Annotated in this window: 15 protein-coding genes; all 15 read left to right on the top strand. The window is 34.5% G+C overall.

Going from position 1 to position 22,610, the window contains the following annotated elements; genetic code table 11:
* Positions 1 to 131: 131 nt before the first annotated feature.
* The 15 genes from A9D35_RS05540 to A9D35_RS05470 all read left to right on the top strand — a co-directional run bounded on the left by A9D35_RS05540 (position 132) and on the right by A9D35_RS05470 (position 22,396).
* On the top strand, positions 132 to 515 hold the full coding sequence (locus tag A9D35_RS05540; RefSeq protein WP_066220101.1) for a hypothetical protein: 384 nt from the start codon (positions 132 to 134) through the stop codon (positions 513 to 515).
* Positions 485 to 1,594 (top strand): T9SS type A sorting domain-containing protein, encoded by a 1,110-nt coding sequence (locus tag A9D35_RS05535; RefSeq protein WP_066220098.1) that lies wholly within the window; start codon positions 485 to 487, stop codon positions 1,592 to 1,594. The genes A9D35_RS05540 and A9D35_RS05535 overlap by 31 nt, the downstream gene beginning before the upstream one ends.
* 299 nt (positions 1,595 to 1,893) lie before the next feature.
* Entirely contained in the window at positions 1,894 to 2,451 is a 558-nt protein-coding gene (locus A9D35_RS05530) for an RNA polymerase sigma factor (RefSeq protein WP_066220096.1), read from the top strand.
* 87 nt (positions 2,452 to 2,538) lie between these two features.
* The gene (locus A9D35_RS05525; protein WP_066220093.1) at positions 2,539 to 3,732 is read left to right on the top strand and encodes a FecR family protein; all 1,194 of its coding nucleotides are present in this window, start codon (positions 2,539 to 2,541) and stop codon (positions 3,730 to 3,732) included.
* Positions 3,733 to 3,866: 134 nt separating this feature from the next.
* On the top strand, positions 3,867 to 7,508 hold the full coding sequence (locus A9D35_RS05520; RefSeq protein ID WP_066220090.1) for a SusC/RagA family TonB-linked outer membrane protein: 3,642 nt from the start codon (positions 3,867 to 3,869) through the stop codon (positions 7,506 to 7,508).
* A 12-nt stretch (positions 7,509 to 7,520) separates the two neighbouring features.
* The gene (locus A9D35_RS05515) at positions 7,521 to 8,951 is read left to right on the top strand and encodes a RagB/SusD family nutrient uptake outer membrane protein (protein ID WP_066220087.1); all 1,431 of its coding nucleotides are present in this window, start codon (positions 7,521 to 7,523) and stop codon (positions 8,949 to 8,951) included.
* 44 nt (positions 8,952 to 8,995) lie between these two features.
* A complete protein-coding gene (locus tag A9D35_RS05510) occupies positions 8,996 to 10,105 on the top strand; it encodes a hypothetical protein (RefSeq protein ID WP_066220084.1) in 1,110 nt (369 codons plus the stop codon).
* Between the two features lie 16 nt (positions 10,106 to 10,121).
* The gene (locus A9D35_RS05505; RefSeq protein WP_066220081.1) at positions 10,122 to 11,612 is read left to right on the top strand and encodes a hypothetical protein; all 1,491 of its coding nucleotides are present in this window, start codon (positions 10,122 to 10,124) and stop codon (positions 11,610 to 11,612) included.
* A gap of 49 nt (positions 11,613 to 11,661) precedes the next feature.
* Complete coding sequence (locus A9D35_RS05500; protein WP_066220079.1) at positions 11,662 to 13,398, top strand: M16 family metallopeptidase; 1,737 nt, start codon at positions 11,662 to 11,664, stop codon at positions 13,396 to 13,398.
* Between the two features lie 80 nt (positions 13,399 to 13,478).
* Positions 13,479 to 14,396 (top strand): insulinase family protein, encoded by a 918-nt coding sequence (locus tag A9D35_RS05495; protein WP_066220076.1) that lies wholly within the window; start codon positions 13,479 to 13,481, stop codon positions 14,394 to 14,396.
* Positions 14,397 to 14,562: 166 nt separating this feature from the next.
* Positions 14,563 to 15,840: a thioredoxin family protein gene (locus tag A9D35_RS05490; protein WP_083191632.1), complete on the top strand. Its 1,278-nt coding sequence runs from the start codon at positions 14,563 to 14,565 to the stop codon at positions 15,838 to 15,840.
* Between the two features lie 14 nt (positions 15,841 to 15,854).
* The gene (locus tag A9D35_RS05485; RefSeq protein WP_066220071.1) at positions 15,855 to 17,189 is read left to right on the top strand and encodes a thioredoxin family protein; all 1,335 of its coding nucleotides are present in this window, start codon (positions 15,855 to 15,857) and stop codon (positions 17,187 to 17,189) included.
* A gap of 15 nt (positions 17,190 to 17,204) precedes the next feature.
* Entirely contained in the window at positions 17,205 to 18,533 is a 1,329-nt protein-coding gene (locus A9D35_RS05480; protein WP_083191631.1) for a thioredoxin family protein, read from the top strand.
* A 48-nt stretch (positions 18,534 to 18,581) separates the two neighbouring features.
* Complete coding sequence (locus A9D35_RS05475) at positions 18,582 to 19,484, top strand: S1 family peptidase (protein WP_066220063.1); 903 nt, start codon at positions 18,582 to 18,584, stop codon at positions 19,482 to 19,484.
* Between the two features lie 128 nt (positions 19,485 to 19,612).
* Positions 19,613 to 22,396, top strand: coding sequence for a M16 family metallopeptidase (locus A9D35_RS05470; protein WP_066220060.1), 2,784 nt, complete (start codon positions 19,613 to 19,615; stop codon positions 22,394 to 22,396).
* Positions 22,397 to 22,610: the final 214 nt, after the last annotated feature.

The following is a 22,610-nucleotide window of genomic DNA, read 5'->3' as shown; positions in this document are numbered from 1 at the left end:
AGCTGTGTTTTAACAAATTTGCTGTGGTTTTTTAGAGAAGGGTGTCACCCGCATAAAAAATATGCGCGTCTTTTTTATGTAATCTCAAAGGATGAGGTGAATAAAAAACTAATTTAATCAAACTAAAACACATGAAAAAACAACTACTAACATGTTTTGCAATTTTTGGATCCTTAATAATGAATGCACAAGGATCGTTACTTTTCGATATTGCACCAGGGTCATCAGGATCAGACCCAGATCAAATGTATTTGTACAATGGGAAAATTTACTTTCAAGCCGATACAGGGTTTGAGGGAAGTCCTTTAGCTAATAATGAGGATATTGGTGATGAACTTTGGATTTTAGACCCAAGCAACGAAACGTTAAGTTATATGGACCTTAATCCAGGAACAGGGAATTCTTCTCCAGGTGATTTTTTGAATACGGTGGTAAACTTCATTTTAGTTATTCAAACACGTCACATTACACTACCGATGGTACTGTGGCGAATACAGTTGAAGTACCAGAATTAGTAGCTTCGATGGATGATGTAGTCGAAATGGACGGTATCCTATATTTTGTAAATAGTGCAGACTACTCAAATTCATTATGGCAATGGGATGGTACAACAGCAAGTAAAGTGGCGAACTCCAATGGAACTCAAACAGAGACCATTTATTCTTCAGGGAGTTCTGTGTCTACTACATCTTATAGTTTATTGCAAGCTTATAATGGTAAGTTATATTTCTTTGCAACCATCCCAGAAATTAATGAAGCAACAGGAGATGAATTGTATTCGTACGATCCAGAGACAGATCAATTTTCGTTAGTGTATGATTTTACACCAGGTGTAGATAATTCACGTGCTTACAATTTTATAGAATACGATGGTAAGTTATATTTTACAGTTCGTGATTTTTCAGGAGGCTATTCTTTTTGGAGAACAGATGGCACAACTACAGAAGAAGTAACAGTGGTAACCAATAGTGCAGTAGAAGATTTCGATCCGTTAGCCTATGCTGTGTGGAAAGGGAAGTTGTATTTTAGAGGATACGATCCGGTATCTAATTTATATACATACGACTCTAAAACAAATTCAATTACACAAATAAGTGACAATACTTCAAGCAGTCATGATCCTTATCATTTTTTAACTCCAGACGATAGTGATGATTATTTATATTATTCGGGAGAGTTAAACTCTAGTAGCTACCATTTTCTATTTAGAACAGATGGCACAAGCGTAGAGGTTTTAGATGAAAATATTGTTGTTGCGCAACGTGCAATAAAAGTTGGCACTACCTTATATTTTGAAGGCGATGATGGTACTGCAGGAGATGAGGTTTACAAATTAGATTTAAATACTTTGTCTGTTTCAGAAGTACAAATTCAAGGTATTGCGCCTGCCTATCCTGTTCCGGCTACAAACCAAATAACTGTAGATCCTTCATTAGTAAATGCGACCTATAGTATATTTGATGTTACGGGAAAAGTTGTTAAAAACGGTGTGTTAAAATCTAGAGTTATAGATTTTAACTTAAACTCTGGTTTATATATTTTAAAAGCTCAAACCGATTCTGGTTTTTATGCACAAAAAATTATTGTAAAATAAGTGTTTAACATGATTCAAAAAAAGATTGTCTTAATGGGCAATCTTTTTTTTTTTTTTGAAATGTAGATTTCTTAGAATTCTGTATGTTAAATTAATGTTTCTAGAATGAAGTTTTTGTTTTTTGATTTTCGTGTAAAAAGGCCTTAAAACTAAGTTTTTTTGACTAAATTTTATAAAGTATGTTAGATTCTCTCTAAATTTGCCGTATTCAAGGGCTGTTTTAATATTACTTATAATTTTAATTTAATCAAAACCTAATAAAAATTTAAAGTAGCGTTTAGCCTTAGGGACAATTTATAATGAAGGTAGCTAATAAAACAATTACATACAATGGCCAAGAGTTTAAAGGTATTTTTGATCGTCTTTTTCCTCATTTGTGCTTACTTGCTTCTCGTATTTTAAAAAGTGAAGCAAAAGGAAAGGACGTGGCTCAAGAAGCATTTGTTAAATTGTGGGAAAGAGATACCGAAGAATTTAAAAATGAAAAAGCATTACAAGCCTATTTGTACGTTTTAGTAAAGAACGCAAGTATAAGTCAGCTACGAAAGGAAAACAAAGTTTCTAGCACAACTTTAGATGAAGGTTTAAGTGTTGGACAGCAATCTTTTTTAAATGAAATTTTAAGAGAAGAAACGTACAAGTTACTTTATGATGCTATTCAAGAGTTGTCTCCACAAGCAGAACAAGTGGTACAATTGGCATTAAAAGGCTTAAGTAACCAAGAAATTGCAGATCAGCTTAATATTTCAATCAATTCGGTTAAAACAGTTAAAAAGCGGGCCTATGCCAAGCTTAGAGATTTACTTGGAGCCAAAATTGCAACATTACTTCTTACCAGTTTTATTCAATTTTTTTAGTTTTTTTAAGAAAGTGTCACCCCTGTTGTAAATATCTGCGTCATTTTATTATACGTGTTAATTTGCTGTAAATTAATAGTTAAAAAAATGAATGAAATTAAAAATCAAATACACTACTCAAAACTTCTAGTTGGTAAAATTTTAGGAACATTAACTAAAGAACAAGAACAAGAATTATTTGAGTGGGAGCAAAAAGGGAATAATCAAGAGGTTGCAAAAGATATTCTTAATCCTGATGCTTTTAGTGCCTGGAAGCAAAAAATGCAAAAGGTTGACACTGCTAAAGAATGGAAACATTTCTTAGAGCGTATGGATGAGGATGCTAAAATTAGAACCAAAGTAAGGCGCTTAAGAGTTATAAAATGGACCTCGGCTGTAGCGGCTGTGTTGGTTATAGGTATTGCTTTGTTTTCATTGTTTAACACGGGAAGTGCCTTCGATTCTTACGATAATTTACAAAATTCCAGTATTGCTCCCGGTGCTTCTAATGCGCAACTGGTTTTATCTACAGGAGAAGTTGTCGATCTTAAAGACGGCCAAGAAAACGAAATAGCTGAAAATAAAACGGCAGTATCTAATGCCAAAGGAGTTTTGTTTTATAAGACAAATACTAATGAAAAGGTAGTAAGTTCTAAAATAAATACCTTAAAAATTCCTAAAGGAGGAGAATATCAATTGGTATTATCAGACGGAACAAAAGTGTGGTTAAATTCCGATACAGAACTTACGTACGAAGTGCCATTTACTGGAAGCCATAGGGAAGTAAGTTTAAAAGGAGAGGCGTATTTTGAGGTCGCATCCAATAAAGCAATGCCTTTTATAGTGGTTTCTGGAGAACAAAAAATAGAGGTGTTAGGAACTAAGTTTAATGTTTCTGCATACACGAATCAAAATAACATCCAGACCACCTTAGTAGAAGGTCGAGTAAAGGTTTTAGATACTTTGTCTGCTAAGGAAATCATACTAAGCCCGAACGAGCAATCTACACTACGCAAAAACACTTCAGAATTAAATAAAAAAATTGTAGATGTGTATCCTTATACCGCATGGAAAGATGGACGTTTTGTGTTTAAGAATGCGTCTTTAGAGTTCTTGTTAGATAAAATGGCAAGATGGTATAATGTAGATGTTGTATTTACAGATGAAAGTTTAAAACAAATAAAATTCACAGGAGACTTACCTAGATATAACGATATGACAAATATTCTTGAAATTATTGAAGCAGAAATGTCTGTACATATTAAAGTAGAGAATAATAAAACAATTTATGTAATTAAATAATTAAAAAGACAAGCTTGTTTAATGTCTTAATAGACATATGTTTTTACCACTAATAACTACCAAACTATGAAAAAGTACAAATTACTATCCGCTTTTCAGCTAGCTGAAAGGTCATTAAATCCAATCAAAAAAGTATGAGATTAACTATTGTTTTTATATTGAGCGCTGTGTTAAGTTTAAATGCAGCGGGATACTCGCAATCGAAAAATGTGAGTATAAATTTAAAGAATGTAAGCTTTTCTAGACTTTTTGAAGAAATTAGAAAGCAAACAGATTACAGTTTTTTCTATAACGAACAAAAAATTGGCGAGTTAGGAAAAATTTCAGTTAATGAAGCCAATGTATCTGTAGAAAAACTCTTAGGAGATGTTTTATTAGGCACCGATTTATCATTTAAAGTTGTAGATGGTGTTGTTGTGATTGTAGAAGATGATACTCCTACAACAACTCAAGGCATTGTTATAGAAGGTGTCGTTACCGATGCGAAATCAAATTTGCCATTACCCGGAGTTACCATTTTAGTGAAAAATGGTCTTTTAGGAACCTCTACCGATATAGATGGTAAATACAAAATACGGGTGCCAGCAGCCAATATTACTTTAGTTTTCTCCTTTGTGGGGTATAAAACTCAAGAAATTAAGGTGGCCAAAAACGAAGTGCTAGTTGTACGAATGGAAGAAGAAATTCTTGGCCTTGAAGAAGTAGTTATCACTGGTTATCAGACTATAGATAAACGGGAATTAACGAGTTCTATCTCTTCGGTTTCTGCAGAAGAATTAGATGTTGTAGGGGCTGTAAGTATAGATAAAATGTTAGAGGGTAAGGCTACTGGTATGTCTGTAACAAATATAAGTTCTACACCTGGTGCTGCTGCTAAAATTAGAATCCGTGGTGGTAGTACATTTACCGGGAATCAAAGTCCGCTTTGGGTTGTAGATGGTGTTATTTACGAAGATCCAGTGCCTTTAAGTGCTAGCGATATTAATAGTTTCGATAATATTAATATTATCGGTAATGCCTTAACAGGAATTAATCCTAACGATATTGCAAAAATCGATATCTTAAAAGATGCTTCGGCTACAGCAATTTATGGTACACGTGCCGCCAATGGGGTTATTGTTATAACTACCAAAAGAGGTAAGGAAGGAAAACCAGTGTTGAGTTATTCTGGAGGTTTTAGCTATGTTCAGGCACCAACGTACTCCGATTTAAACTTAATGAATTCCCTAGATCGTATAGATGTTTCTAGAGAGATGCAAGCAAGAAACCTAGGGTACAGTCAATCTTACGATAATTTTGATAGGCTAGGTTACGAAGGTGCTTTAATGAACTTATGGGATGGTACTTATAGTCATCAAGATTTTCAAAATCAGGTGAGTTATCTAGAAACGTTAAATAGCGATTGGTTTGGTGCGTTATACCAAGATGGCTTTACCCAACAACACGCTATAAGTGCTTCTGGAGGAGGCGAAAATGCTAAATATTATTTTTCTTTAGGTTACGATGATCAACAAGGGGCAGAGCAAAATGTAGACTTAAGCCGTATAACAGCACGTTCTAACTTAGATTTAGATTTACGCGATAATTTAAAATTATCGTTTAGATTAAATGGATCTATTCAAGATGCAGCCTATAATCATAGTTCTGTCAATTTGTTTGATACCGCCTATTATACAAGTAGATCGGTGCCTATTTATAACCAAGACGGAACTTATTTTCTTCAAAGTCAACAAATACATGGCGAAGATAAATATGGAGCTCGTACCTATGCAGGGTATAATGTTTTGAGAGAAATGGAAAATTCGGAGCGAAGCATTATAAATAAAGATTTAGGTATTGCAGCATCTATAAATTGGAGTTTTTTAAACCATTTTAGATTTAATAGTCAGATTAGCTATAGAAATACTACCAACTTATCGGAAGAGTGGATTACAGAAGACACTTATTATTCAGCTAATTTACGTACGTATGATGCTTTTGAAGATTTAATAGATCAGCGTCAAGATTTATCGGGGCACCTACCGTTTGGTGGCGTGTATACTGGTGGTATGGTTAGTCAAGATACCTATGCAATTACCAATCAGTTAAATTATAATTTAAGATTAGATAAGCATGTGTTTAATATCAATTTAGGGCAAGAAGCGCGCTCAATTAATTATTGGGGGGCAACAGGTTTTTCTGTTCCTGGTTATAATCATTATCAAGGGCGTGGTTTTGTCGCTTTACCAAATGTGGGAACTACCACTAATGATGCCGGAGATAGTGTTTTAAATTTCGATAATTACGATTACGATGCTATGATTGAATGGTTAACTACCGATGGGGGTGTGAGTGTCTATCCTTCTATTACAGACCGGGTAACCAACAATATGTCTTTCTTTGGTATATTAAATTATGTGTACGATAACCGCTATGTATTAAATTTTAATATGAGAAGTGATGGGTCTAATCAATTTGGACAATACGAGCGTTATAAATTTAAGCCTACATGGTCGGTATCTGGAAGATGGAATATTCATAACGAGAAGTTCTTCGGGACAAATAACAAAATAGACGAATTAGGTTTAAGAGCCTCTTATGGTATTAGAGGTACGATGCCAAATGCAAGTCCGTATTTAATTATTTCTAATTATGGTAGAAACAATGCCATATATTATCCAGAAACTACAGCGCAATTAAGCGATTTTCCGAATGCAAATTTACGTTGGGAAAAAACAACGACAACAGACATCGGACTTAACTTTAGTTTCTTTGAAGGTCGTTTAAGTGGTGCCTTAGATTACGCGTATTCTAAGAGTATAGATTTATTACAATCAAGACCAATCTCATTAGTTAACGGGTCGGCAGACCAATTATTTAATTCGGGAAGTAAAGATGTAAGTAGTTACGAAATTTCGTTGCGCTCTGTTTTACTTCAGATGGACGACTTGGCTTTAAGTACACATTTTAATTTTTCTTACGAAAAGGACCGTGTATTAGCAGGTTTTGAAGATGTTGCTCAGTTTGATGGCTTAACCATTACAGATTATTTAAACGGAAGTATTTATAGAGCAGGATTCCCTACTAACGGATTTTTTGCTTACCAATTCGACGGGTTAAACGAACAAGGATTACCAACATTTAAAAATTTGGTTATGGAAGGGGCAACACCAGAAGAGCAATTAGAAGCCGTGTTAGAATACCAAGGAAGTAGAGTGCCATTGTATTATGGTGGTTTCGGCCTTCAAATTAAGTCGGGGAACTTTAACTTAGCGGCAAACTTTACCTATAAGTTAGGGTACAAAACCAGATTACTTCCGCTATATAACGGAAACCAAAACTTACCACTTCCTTATGAAAATATGTCGGCAGAATTTAATAACAGATGGAGACAGCCTGGAGATGAGTTGCTAACTAATATCCCTACAATTTCTAATTACAACCAAGCATTTACTACAGTAGCATCTAGAGCCGATGGTTTAGATTATATCTATGTGACAAATGGAGAATATGTTGTGCCAAGTGGCACCAATGCTTGGTGGATGTACGACCGTAGTGATGCTAGAATTGTAAACGGAGATCATATACGTTTACAGTCCTTAACACTATCGTATAATATACCTCATAAATTGTTAGATGGTGCCGGAATTAAAAATATGAATGTAGGGTTACAAGGTAGTAATTTGTCTTATTTCGCTTTCGACAAAGATCTAAAAGGTCAAGATCCAGATCAAGTTTCAGGAATAGGTTTACCAGTGTTGCCAACCTATAGTTTAAGTGTAAATATGAGTTTCTAAAAAATATTGAATATGAAAAAAGTACTATATATAGTGTTATGTTTCCAATTTTTTGGATGTAGCGATTTTCTAGACGAAGTGAGTCAGGATAAATTAATTCCTGAAAAAACAGATCATTATGCAGCGTTATTGTTAGGTGAATTTAATTATCAATACCCAATTTTTGGTAATATAGATTACATGACAGACAATATCGTTGAAGATGCTAAAGCCTTTTCGTCTCGTAAATTTAATAACAAAACAACCTATACGTGGCAACGCGAAATAGAAATAGACGAAGATGGTAACACCATAAATAACATAAATAGCTCTTGGGAGCGTATGTATGAAGATATAGCTATTGCCAATTATATTATTGCGCAAATAGACGAAGCTATAGGTGAGCAATCTGAAATTGATAATGTTAAAGGCGAAGCCTATTTTGTGAGAGCTTTAAGTTATTTTAATTTACTCAATCTTTACGGTCAGCCTTATGATGCTGCTTCTGCAAATTTCGATTTAGGCGTCCCACTAAGAGACGATATAGGTGTAGAGTTTGCGTATAGCCGTAATACGGTGGCAGAATGTTATGCTCTAATAGAAAGTGATCTTGAGCATGCTATAGATTTAATTGGGTTTAGTGGTTTAGAAAAATCTATTTGGCACCCTAATGCAGAAGCGTGTAACTTATTAATGTCTCGCGTTAAGTTATATCAAGAAAAATGGCAAGAAGCCATAGATTATGCAGACCAAGTTATAGCACAACGTAACTTAACAAAAATTTCGCCAGAAGTCCCTTTTGTAACAGATAGTAACGACGAGATTTTGTATTCGTATTACACGGTTTTACCATTGTTTCAATTGTACAGTTCTGGATCTTCTCTAAACACCTTGTCTTATTTTGTAAATCCGGAGTTAGTAAATTTATACGATGATGCAGATGTACGAAAAGATGCTTTTTTCTTAGAAGTAAGCGATGCAACTGGTAAGGCTACCTACCGTACTAAAAAATATCAAACCGGATTGTTTACAGATTTAGGTTATGCTAACTTAAGGGTGTCTGAAGCTTATCTTAATAGAGCAGAAGCGTATGCGCAACTAGGTAATTCTGGAAATGCCTTGGCAGATATAAGAACTTTACACGGTTTTCGCTACAACTCTACGGCAGATATAGTCTATCCAGACAATGGTATTGTAGAGTATGTTTTACTAGAGCGTAGAAAGGAATTTTGTTTTGAAGATCACCACCGTTGGTTTGATTTAAGACGTATGGAAAACAGACCAGAAATTAAACATGTTTATAGTGTAATTGAAGAAAACGGTGCGACTTCTGCTACAGAAATTTATACCTTATTATCAGACGATATCAATTATACCTTGCCAATCCCGTTAGAAGAGCGCGAGAATAATCCCCAGATTAGAAATAACGAACGTTACGAGAAAATCCCAATTATAGAGGATTAGTGTCGGAATCTTAAAACTAATTTAATTACAATCTTTATGATCTTATGAAAAAACAATCCTTAATATATATCACGTTACTACTAGCTGTAGTAACCGCTTGCAGCACGGAAGACGCGCTGGAGGCTTCTAATAAAGATGTCGATAGAGTAAGCTCGCAGTTGGATTATTCTATTGCCGAAGTGGAGCGCTTATATACAAACTATAATATGGGTGTATTATTTGAGTTCGATAAAAATATAGACTTTGCTTACGTAGCTTCTTCAGATAGCGAAGCTTTAGTTTGGGGTGATATGGAAATCCCTAAAGTAAGTACCTTATTTGATGATGATGAAACAGGCGAAGTATTACAAGAAAACGAAGCGGCTTATAAGCAATATAAAACAGACGCCGTAAACTTACTTGACGATACCGTGTTTAAATATTTTGAACCAAATAGTATGATTGCCGGCTATATGCCTTACAAAGTTTTGGTGAGTACTTCTGTTTTTAGCCCTAGAAATGTAACCGGTGGTGCGGCGAGTGTGCTAATAGAATCTGAAGCTAGATATTCAAGTGCGGCCACCAGCCAATTACGATCTGTCTATAACGATAATGCCTTAGTTTTTGGTGTAGACCTGTCAGACATTGGAAACGAAGTTAATTTTTCAAAAGATAATTTTTACATCTTTTTTTCGCGTTTGTTGGGCGTAAACAACTTATACGATCAAATTCCAGAACAGTTTTACGGCAATAAAAGTGCTTATTACGGATACGAAATGGAACCCGTGTATAGAGCGGAAGAAAATATAGCCGAAGAGAAACTCGTTTTTGTAATCGATAAAGAATGGTTTTACGAAAAAGGATTTATTACAGCAAAATACTTTTTTGATTCTGGCTTAGGTACCATTTATCAGCGTTACGATGAAGACGGTAACTACTTAGGTGTTACAGGAACCATCAGGCATTACGATGCGATTGCCCCAGACGATGAGTTCTTTGCAAATCAGGGAGAGGATGTACGCTCTTACTTAAATGAAATGATTTTTAGAACCAGCGACGAAATTTTAGCATTTCCACAGAACATTCAAGATAATATGAAATTGTTGTTGGACTTGTTTACCAGTTGGGGAGTCGATATGGTTGGAGTTAATCCAGATTTAGAGGTGTTAAATTAATTAAAAAAGTAAAATCATGAAAAAGAGTTTAATAACAACGCTTTTGTTTGGAACATTGGCTGTATTACTATTTCAAGCGTGTCAAGACGATCCTGAATTTCCAGATCCTGGTTTCGAACTTACAGATCAACGTGTAGAAGTAAGACGGGATACGGTCGATTTCTACAATGTGCATATGACTATGAAAGTGCCTAATAAGGTAGAACATATAGAAGTTTTAGATGGTTTGGATTACGAATTATTAGAAACTATAAATGAATACGACGGACAGACTAATTTCGATTTCGATTATTTAGTAGACCTAACAGAAATAGATACAGATTCTGTACTTAATTATATTATTAAAGTAACCGATCAGGATAACAGAAGCTTTAATCGCGGTATAAGAATTTCTGTTAAAGGATTTTCGTATCCAGAAATAGATTTAGTAGGAGGGACAGAAGTTGCTGTTGCTGCTCCTGCCTATTCTGTTAAAGGTACAATCTCTACAGGCTTAAATACGATAGAGTCTGTTAGAGTGGTTTTCGAAGACGAAGTGCAATACAGTTACGATGTGATTTCGGGAGAAGAATTACACGAAATGGATATAAATGCGATTGTGTTTTTAGGGAATTTAGATCCTAACCTGTTGTATCCGATAGATATTATTATTGAAGATAGTGCTGGGCAAGTATCTACAACTACGGTAAATGTTAGAAAAAGTGACACGCTTTCTAGACCTTATAGAATCCTTTATAAAAATACTTCAGACATTCAGAATACTATAGATTTTGTTTACGATGAGGAAGATAGAATGATAGAGTTTAAGCTTGAGTACCCAACTGGGACTACCTATATTGCAGCTTTCGATTATAACGACTTAGATATGGTTGCAGTATATACCTATTCTGCTTTCGGTTCTGATGGTATTATTTCTAGCCAAACTGTTTTTAACTTTAATTATATTGAAGGAACCAAACAATTAATAGATATAGATAGACAGAGATTTGAGTATGATGATGCAGGTGACTTAGCATCCGAAACCGAAATTACTAAGGAAGCGTCAGAGTTTGTTTACGAAGGCGCTAGCTCTAAAGTATTATCTTTCCGTAGAACCTCTACTTGTAGCGATATTTATTATAGTGATCCTTTTGATTTAGGAGAGAATATTTATGGCGAATATTTTCAATATTCCAGCTATATGGGAAGCAATACTATCCGCAGACAACATAGAGAAGATTACGATCCTGTGCTTATTCCAACGTACATAGAAGGGCTTCCACCTTATACAGATACCTCAAATACAGCCTTGTTAGACGTTTTTCAAGATATATTGTATAATAAATATATGATGACTAAAACGGTGAGTACGGATCCTGCGTATACAGCTACATATTTAGCTAAACCGAGCTACAGTTACGAGACTGATTCAGAAGGTCGTATTTCGCTTATTAGTAGTTTGAATACAGAAGGTAGTTTTACAACTGTTGGAAAGACAAGAACCTATGCCTTCTTCTATAACGATTAAAAAAACGTGTTAATTTTTAAAAACTAATAATTTGAAAAAAAGTGTTTTGATGTCAAAAAATACGCTTGGCTTATTATTTATTTTGTTTATTTCTGCCCATACTTTTGGGCAGAAATTTTTTATACCAGAAGGTATTAGCTATAAAAAATTGCCTAATGGGTTTTCGTATTATATCATTCCAAAAGGGGAGCCAGGTAAAATTGGGCTTTATTTATTGTCTGATACCGGTAGTGCCGTAGAAAAATTCGATGAGCGTGGTGTTGCTCACTTTTTAGAACATATGGTTTTTAAAGGCAGTAAAAATTTTCCAGGGCATAAAACAGCCGAAACTTTAGAAAGTATGGGGCTCAGAATGGGAAGAGATTATAATGCTGTGGTTAACGATCCTTTTACAGAATACCACGTAAATATTCCGGAAAACAATCAAGAAACCTTAGATAAAACACTTCGTATACTTTACGATTGGAGTTGTAATTTGGAAATGAATCCTGAAGATTTAGAGGTAGAGAAAAATATTGTTATCGAAGAAATTAAAATGCGTAAAACCGGTGGTACACCGTTTGTTATAGGGACGTATTTAGAAGGACATAATGGACTAGGCTCTGAAGAACAAATTAGACAGGTGACTGCTAAAAAAGTAAAGGATTTTTACGATAAATATTATACACCAGATCAATTAGCGCTAATCGTTTATGGAAAAGTAAATGAAAAACAGGTTTCAAAACAGATAGAATCCTTATTTGGTAAAACACCTGAGCAAAAAAATAAACCAGACGAAAAATACCTGGATTTAAGTAAAAACACCATTGTTAATGCTAATTATGTAAATGAGAATAAGACAATCTTGGTATTAGGGTTTAAAACTAGAGATTTTCCTATAAACAATTACGAGTCTTATAAAAAGGATTTTATTAATACAGTTTTTTGCAGAATGTTGGATAACCGGATAAGTCAGTTGCCAAATTCAGGTTTGGAAAAAGTAGACATCAATCCGGCTGTACCGCTACCAGGAAATTTATGGTATAACTTTAGGCTAGAAACTAAAAAAGATGCCTCGTATAAAACAGTGCTAAATAGTTTTACGACTGTTGTTGCACAAGCCAGACAATATGGTTTTTCGCAAGACGAGATCGATTTTTTCGCGAACGCTTTATTAAAACGCTATAAAAACGCAGCTAATCATTCGGGTAATGGGCATGCTAAAGCTAAATCTCATTTTTTAAAGGGAGACGTACCCATCTCTAATCCAGAGCGGGTGAAGTACACAGAACAAGTTTCCAGCGAAATTTCACCAAAAGATTTTACCGATTTATTAAATAGTTTTACAAGCTTACAGAAGACTATTTTATTCGATAATAAGGCGACAGCCTGTTCTACCGATTTTAATGAAGCCTATATTCTTGAAGCCATACAGCATATTAATAAAATAACCGTAGCACCTTATCAATTTGTGGCACCAAGAAATCAGTTTCCAACAAAAAACTATACTAATGTACCAAACATTAGAATCGGACAGAAAACACCAAAGCTTATAAAATCCAAAGTACAATTAGGTGATTATTTACATGTACTTAATTACGACAATGGCACTAGGGTTGTTGTAAATACAGCGCCAGAAGCCAAAACAGAAATTAAAATTGTAAGTAATTATGGTTTAAATAGCATTCCAAAAGCCGATAGAGGTTTGTATAAAGCGACTGTAAATGTATTCGACCAAGCTTACGGCCAATATTCAGAAAAAGAAGCTTTAGCATTAAAACGTAGTATGGGATTTTTAAAACTGTAGATCTTGGTAATTATAGTTACGAATTCAGCCTGAGAGGTCCGGAACAACATATCGATAAACTGCTAAAAGTTTTTAATCTTATGGTTTCCGAAAGTCAAATTCCGGAATCCAAAAAGCTGAATGCTGCATTAGAACGGGCAATGAAAAAAGATTCGAAAAAAGAGATGGATTACTTGACGTATTTAGATCAAGTTAAAGGTTTAGGGCTGTCTGTGCCTGCGGTCGAAACATCCAACCTCGATAACGAAACGGTAAATCGTTTGTGGGAATATAATAACAGGCTGAAACATGCGCTTAAGACATCTTATGTTTATGTGGGCGGTAATTTACCTGAAAATATAGACCAATTAATTTCAACTTATATTGCGACTATAGAACCAGGGGCTGAAGTGCCTGTAAATTTAGAATCGGATACACAGGTATACGCCAATGCACCTACCGAAAAATTGTTCCCTTGGAAAAAAGAGTCTACCAAAACTAACTTTATGCTTTCTTACAAAAGCAAACAACCTCTTACGTTTAAGGATAAATTAATTGCAGAAGGTATAGCGGAGTTTGGCTACATCAACATGTATAATATATTGCGAAAAAAATACGGATTAATCTATGCTTTGGGAGCAAATGGCTATGCAAATAAAAATCAAAATTTAGCCTCTGTAAGCATAAGATATGTCATTGAAGATGTCGCGAATGTCGCAAAAGCGCGTAAAGCTATGATAGACGAAGTTTTAATGCCTATGAGTCAGGGCAATCTAACTAACCATGAAGCAGAAACCATAAAAGCTTTGTTAGAAAAAGTTTATGTAACGTCTTTTTACGACAAGGATAGAATTAGTTCGGCGTACTTAAAATGGGGTTTAGACTATGGAACATTGTATACCATGGAAGGCTTTAAGGAGGAAATTAAAAGCATTTCAAAAAAGGATATCGAAAAAACGATGAGGCGTATTCTCAATTTAAATCAGTATTTTATGCTTATCGAAGGACCTGAAAATTAATTAGTAAATGTGTTAATTATTTAGAGATTAAAGACCGTTGTTTTCAAAATAGCGGTTTTTTTATAAAGACTTGTCACTCTCATTTAAAATTATGGCGTCCTTTTATTAGAGAGCAGCAATTTTAAGAAAATTGTAGTTAAATATTATAGCTTAACAAAATATAATAATGAAGAAAGGCCTAATAGTATGTGTCATGTTCCTGGTGTCAGGCTTGCAACATACAATCGCACAGGGTATAGATTTTCAAGATCTTAGCTTAGAGGAAGCACTGGTAAAAGCAAAAGAAACAAATAAATTAGTATTTATCGATGTTTATACAACTTGGTGTGCGCCTTGCAAAACCATGTCTAAAACGGTGTTTACCTTGCCAGAAGTGGGAGCTGTGTATAATGAAGAATTTATCAATATTAAATTGGATGCTGAAAAGGAAGGGTTACAAGATGCTAAACGTTTTCGGGTAAATAGTTATCCTACGTATTTGTATATAAACAGTAACGGCAGTTTGGTTTTTAAAGAATCTGGAACGCGTTTGTCTGAAGATTTTTTAAAATTAGGAAAAGATGCGGTTACTGCAGCAAAGAGTCAATACAGTCTAGAAAATTTACAGGCCGATTTCCCAAATAAAAAAAATGATGCCGCGTTCTTGAAAATTTATATTGCCAAAATGTTGGAGTATAATCAGAATCCAGCCTTAGGTATCGATGCTTGGTTACGTGTACAACATGACATTAAGGAAGACGATGTCGATATGATGGAGTTCTTATTAAAGCATAAGGACTATATTTTATTAGATTCTAAAGGTGCTGAAATCCTAACTGCCAATTTCGATGAGTATATGGATATCGCAACCCGCAAGGAAGAAAAGGAGTTGGAGGTATTAAAAGTGGTTCGTATGGCTCAAAACACAAAGAACTACGCCTACCAAACTAAAAATCCAGAACTCTGGTTCGATTTTATGGAAGCTTTTAAAACCTTGCCAGAACAATACCAAAAAAAAGGAAATCTTTTAGAGTATAAAATGGTTTATTATGCCATGTTAAACGATGGTAAAAGCTATAAGCAAACTGTAGAAACCTATGTAGATAGTTTAATGGCAGCTAATGCCATAAGTACGATTAAAGAGATTGAACCAGTGTCCAAAAAACGTGCTAAAGCAAGTGGAATTGTTATAGATCTGAATCAGAAAGGAGAAGCGTATCTCAAGTATGTCGATTCCAATTCGGAATATAAAACGCTGGAAAGTTGGATTAATTATGGCTACGAGTTAGAAGGGTCTGCCTATTATATGGACGATCTTATGGCTTCCTTGTATTATAAAAAAGGAAAACTAAAAAAAGCTGTAAGTTATAAAGAGAAAGCCGTAAATGCTTGGCCTCAATCCGACAAAAAGCTGGCAGCCAAAACCTACGAATTAGAACAAATGAGAAACGGCCAAGCGCTTTAAACCCATGATATATTATGAAATTTTATAGAATAGTAGTATTAGCAATTTTGTTGCAATCGGTTTGTGGTTATGCCCAAGGGATACAGTTTGATCACATAACATTTGAAGAGGCGTTACAGAAAGCTAAACAGGAGAATAAGTTGGTTTTTATAGATTTTCACACAGTTTGGTGTGGGCCTTGTAAAAAAATGGCACGGGACGTTTTTCCATTAGCTTCGGTAGGCGACGTGTATAATAAAAACTTTATTAATTTAAAGTTAGATGCTGAAAAAGAAGGAAAGGCAGTCGCTAAAAAGTATAATGTTACAAATTATCCAACATTTTTATTTTTGGATACCGATGGTAATGTGTTATTAAAAGATAGTGCATATAGACCGGAAGATTTGTTTATCGCTTCAGCTAATAAGGCTGTGGCGTCTTTAACAAGTGAATATAGCTTAGAAAATCTTAAGGAAGCCTATCCCAATCATCAAAATGATGAGCAGTTTCTTAAAATGTACATCCAGAAAATGAAGGAATATGGACAAGATGTTACTGAAGCTGTCGATGCTTGGTTAAAAGTGCAAACAGAAATGGAAGAAACGAGTCCAGAAATGAAAGCTTATATACTCAGAAATTCACGAGATTTTTTTATTGGAGGAACTGCAGATGCTATTTATAATAGGAATTACGACACTTACATGGCTTCTGCAACGCCTTACGAACAGCGCATGTTACCGCGTGTTAAAACACAAATAGTTAATAATACCCGAAAAGTGGCATTACGTAACAAAGATGCCGAGTTACTGAAATTATATGTCGCAGCCTATAAGGAATTAGAATATGCGAAACCAGAACGCATTTTGGAAGGAGAGTTAAGTTATTATGCGCTGTTAAAGGACGATGAAAAGTATAAGAAACTTACAGAAACCTATATAGAAGAATTTTTAAAGAAAGAAAGTGTGCAAGCGATTCAGCAAGCAGATCAAAAGGCTTACGATAGGTATCAAAGGGCTTACGATAAAGATCCAACACTTAGCAGAAAATACATGTTAGAGGCTTCCAAAGCAGGTTTAAAAGCCATGAGTATTAGCGAAGATTTGGCTTCCAAAGGACGGGGGTATTTAAAACGAATTTCTTCTAAAAAAGAGTACGAAACCTTAAACTCATGGATACAGTTTGGTTACGAATTAAAAGCCGAAAATTGCTATATGGACGACCTTAAGGCTGATATGTATTTGAAAAAAGGACAGACCAAAGAAGCGCTTCAGCTTAAAGAACGGGCTCTTAAAAACTGGCCAAAATCAGATAAAAAATTGGTGAATAAGGAGTACGAACTTGAGCAACTAAAAAAAGGTGTAATTAATTAACCGTTAAAATTAGCTATGATTTATAAAAAACTTTTATTACTCACTTGTCTTTTAATGTCTTTTTTAGGAGTTTCACAAGGCATCCATTTTGAAAAAGGAACGTTTCAGCAGGCTTTTAATAAAGCAAAAAAAGAAAATAAAATATTGTTTATAGATGGGTATGCTGTCTGGTGTGGTCCCTGTAAAAAAATGGCTAAAACCGTGTTTTTAGAACCTGAGGTAGGCGCTTATTTTAACGAACATTTTGTGTCCTATAAATTAGATATAGAAAAAGGTAATGGGCCGCAGCTTAAGGAAAAATATGGTATTAAAGGGCTTCCTGGGTATGTGTTTATAGATGCCAACGACGAGGTAGTGTATAGATTTGATGCCGCCATGCCTGCAGCCGAGTTTTTAGAAGAAGGTAAAAAAGCGATGGCTTCTGCCCAAGATCCTAATAGTTTAGGGCGTTTAGCCGAACTTTATGAAAAAGATAATACCAATGAAGCACTTTTAGCTAACTACCTTGAAAAACTACTAGAGGTTAAGTCGCAAAAAAATTATAGCGCACTTTTAGAGCAGTATTTAAGCATTCAAAAAAGCATTCCAGAGTCTAGTCGAGAGATGGTTCTATTGTTGGCAAATCATAACAAACAAATAGTTTTTGGCGGAGAAGCAGAGCGTATTATCAATGCGAATATAAAAACGGATGCTTGGAAGACATACGTACGTAAAGATATTAGAGAAATTTATCAAAAGGTGCCACGCCAAATGGTACAAACCACCACAGAGTATGCTATCATTTTAAAAGATACGACCTTGTTAGAATTAACATTTGATAAAGCGACGGACCTTGGGTTTAATGTAAACGATGCGCAACGAAAACGCACGTATAAGTATTATTATCAGAAAACAGAAAATGCCGAAAAGTATAAGGCTATTGCGCGAGAAGATATTTTGGCTTATATAAGCGATATCGATAAAGAGCATTTAAGAAGTTATTACCTAGAATGGCAAGAAAAAGTTGCGGCTAAAGATCCGGATGCCATGAAATTAAGACCGTATTCGGTGCGTAATAGCAACGAAATTTATTATATGGTAAAAGACTACTTACCCTTTGTTAGCACAGAAGCAGAAAAACAAGAGGTGTTATCTTGGATGGCATTGGCCTATTATATCCGTCCTAATTCAGCCGAAAACACCAGTCAATATGCCAATGTAATGTATGTTGTTGGTGATAAAAATGAAGCTGTTACATTAAAAGAGGAAGCCTTTAAATTAGGGCAGAAAGAAAACCTTAAAAGATTATCGGCTATAGAAGGTGAGTTAGACATCATGAAAGCTGGGGAGCCAATTTTATTATAATTTCCAGTAGCAAACTAAATCAATCAAATACACGATTAATTCATTATTATGAAACATTTTTCAAAAACAATTTTTCTAATCTTAACCTTTTTAGTCGGCTCTATTCAAGCTCAAGAATTATATAAAAATAGTATATCAACTTATAAAGTAGGTTTGAAGTTAGAGGCCGAAAAGTTGATAAACGCAGGTGATGTGGTGTCTGGAGATTCGTTGTCTACGATGTTAAAAGCAAAAGGTTATAATCCAATAGATATTAACCTTAAATCAATGCAAAAGAAAAATTTAAGCCCAAGTGAAATCTATAAACGCGTATCAGAAGCAGCAGTAATTGTGTCTCCAGTAGGTATAACTAAGAGAGTAGGTAAAAATGGAAAAGCGCATAAGGATATAAATACCTATCCTGCATCTGGTTATATTATAGATTCGGAAGGTATAATTGTAACAAACTATCATGTAGTTAGCGGTTTTGTTTATAGTAAAAATACCAAAGCACGCGATGTGTTGGTTGTTATGATGAAAGATGGCACTGTTTTCCCTGTAAAAGCAGTATTGGCGGCCGATAAAACCAACGATTTAGCGATTTTAAAAATAGACCCAAAAGGCAAGGAGCTTCCGGCCTTAACGGTTGCAACTAAAGATGCCGAAATCGGCGATCCCGTATATATAGTTAGTAATCCAAAAGGTTATTATTATGCTTTTGCCTCTGGTATGGTAACCGATAAATTTAGTGAACTTAAAATAGGTGGATACAGAAATATTATGGCTATCTCGGCAGATTATGCTGCGGGGTCTAGTGGCGCCGCTATAATCGATCAATTTGGAAATGTTATAGCAACAGTATGCTATACCAAAACCTTGAATCATTCTGATAACCCTGCGAGAACCCAAATGGTTCTTAAAGCTACGATTCCTGCCTCTAGTCTTTTAAACCTATTACATAAAGGGAATTAACCTTTCAGATATTTTTTCAATTTAAAGCATATAGACGTTTATAAATAAACGTCTATACCTTCTTGTTCTAATAAGTATGACCTCTTATATATAATTCTATGCCTAAATTTTTATGTCTACATTTTATAATGCTTTTTTCGATAATTGGTGCAGCTCAAAACGGGGTCGATTTATCTCAGAAAGTACCATTCGATCCTTCGTTTAGAATAGGAACCCTGCCCAATGGTTTAACCTATTATATTAAACAAAATACAACTCCTAAAGGAAAGGCTAGTTTTTATCTATATCAAAACGTGGGCTCAGTTTTAGAAAATGATAAGCAGCATGGTTTAGCCCATTTTCTAGAGCATATGGCTTTTAATGGAACATCGCATTTTCCAGGAAATAGTATGATTGATTGGCTTGAAAATAAAGGTGTGAAATTTGGTAGTGAGATTAATGCCTATACGTCTACAAATGAAACCGTATATAATTTAAGTCGTGTTCCTATTACCAACGAAAAAGTTCTCGATTCATGTTTATTAATTCTTAGTGATTGGTGTAATAATCTCACTTTAGATGCAAGTGAAATTGATGCCGAACGTAAAGTTATTCAAGAAGAATGGAGGCAATTATATACGGCCAATTATAGGTTTGACAAGCAGTTAAAAGATGTACGTTATAATTATAGTATTTACTCCAAACGCGATCCTTTAGGAAGTATGGATATCGTTAAAAATTTTAAATACTCATCCCTAAGAAATTTTTACAACGATTGGTGCCGTACAGATTTGCAAGCCATAAGTGTGATTGGTGACTTTAATGTTGATGAGGTAGAAGCTAAAATTAAAAATAGGTTCGCTCAAATTCCAGCCATTAAAACTCCTAAGCTACGAACGTATGTAACTATTCCCGAGAATAAAGATCCTTTGTTTAAAATTGCAAAAGATAAAGAAGTTAGGGAAACTAAATTAAATTTAGAAATTAGACAATTTTATAAAAAAGACAACTCGCAAGCACAATTAAGAGCGCTGTTTGTACATACATTTTTTATGAAATTAATGGCCAACAGGTATACAGAAGCTTTAAGGAACCCCAATTTACCATATTCGTATGCGCGTGCTGTTTATACCGATTTTGAAAAAAATTATAAAGCCTTTAATTTGAGTCTTGTGGCCAAAGATGGGCAAGTTGAAGCTGCTTTAAAAGCTGTTTATACAGAAATTCAACGTGTGGTACAATATGGTTTTACAGAACAGGAAATAGAGCAGTTAAAAACAAAATTAATAAACAAAAATGAGGCTTCGCATAAAAATTCGCGGGTAAGTAAATCAGATGCTTATGGAGCGAGAATTAAAGCAGCCTATTTAGATGGTGTAGCGGTCTCTTCAAAAGACTTTGATTATAATTTTACAAAAACTGTTATTCCTACAATTACAAGGCAAGAAGTGTCTGAGGTAATTAACCAGTATTTAACTAAAAAAAACCGGGTGTTTACTATTACTGCCCCCGATAAAACTGATTTAGAATTACCAAATCTCCAAGATATACAAAAGATAATGTATGAGGTTGAACACACAACCTTAGAGCCTTATGTGGATTTTAAAAAATTAGATCTGGCTTTGTTAGAAAATGAGCCAGAAGGTGGAGCGATTGTTAGTGAAAACATAATGCGTGATTTTAAAGCCATAGAATGGAAACTGTCTAATGGAGCTAAAGTCGTTTATAAATACAGTACGTATAAAAAAAATCATATTGAACTAAAAGCCATTAGTGCCGGTGGTTCTTCACTCTATGCCGTAGACGATATACCCTCTTTTAACACTGTTAGCCTTGCAAATAAATACGGAATTGGCGATTTAGACCCACAGAGTTATAGTAATATTATGACCGATAATTCTGCGACTTCAAAGGTAAAGTTAAGTGCTTATCAAGAATACGTGTTGGCTAGTGCTGCAAATAAAGATATCGAAAGCATGTTTCAATTAGTATATATGCGTTTTGAGGCTCCAAGATTTGATGAGGATATTTTTAATACAATTATGGCAAATAACTATAAAGGGATAGAAAATCCTTCAAAAAATCCGAATGTCTTAATAGGCAATAAGTATCGTAAAGTAGTTGCCAATGGAGACCCGCGTTATTTTGAGTTCAATAAAGCTTATTTAGATCAGATGGATTTTAATAGAGCGAAAGAAATTTATAAAGAACGTTTTAACAATGCTAGTGACTTTACGTTTTATATGATTGGTGACGCGCCTTTAGATACCGTTAGGACAATGGTTAAAAAATATATTGGGGCTATACAAGGAGAGGGTGAAAAAGAAGATTATCAGCTTTTAGAAAATTATTTCCCGAAAGGTAAACATACATACCGTTTCTCAGTTCCAAATGAAGCCCCTATGGCTACTGTGGTTATTAAAATGGAAGATGAGCCTATCACTTATAATAGAGCACGAATGGTTTATCATAGCCTTTTAGATGATATCCTAAACATCAGGTTTCTGGAAAATATACGCGAAAAAGAAGGAGGCGTTTATGCTATAGGCGTAAATACTAACACTAGTCGCATGCCAATTCCTAAATTAAGTATGGATATATCGTTTAGTTGCGATCCCAATAATGCCGAGCATTTAAGGACGTTAGTGTATCAAGAGTTAGAACACATACAAAAAGAAGTAAAGCAATCAGATTTAGACAAAGTTGTATTAAATGTGAAGAAAGCTAGACCAGGTAACCTACAAACTAATGATTTTTGGATGACAGCTTTAGAAACGTATTATACGTATGGAGAAAATATGATGGCTCCGATGTATTTTGATGATATTCTGGACCAAGTCACTACAGAGGATATTCAAAATGCGGCGAATTATTTTTTAAGTAATGCCAAAGTTTTAGATTTTATTTTCTTGCCAGAATCGGCATCCGAATAATCACAACTAATTTGTTAAAATAATAATAGAGTGTTAGTTTTTTTAAGAAGCTGTCACTCTATTGTTGTTTTATAGCGTCTTATTTAATGTACGGTAAGATTGATGTTCTTATATAAGTTGGTTTAACTGGAAAACTGAATACTAAGAGAACAAAATTATTTTAGTGTGTACACACTAAAATTATGTATAGATTTTGAATTAGTCTCTCAAAACA

The organism is Formosa haliotis (genome assembly GCF_001685485.1).
GTDB classification, from domain to species: Bacteria; Bacteroidota; Bacteroidia; order Flavobacteriales; family Flavobacteriaceae; genus Formosa; species Formosa haliotis.
Note: the sequence above shows the minus strand (reverse complement) of the source record. Positions and strands in the feature narration are given on the sequence as shown.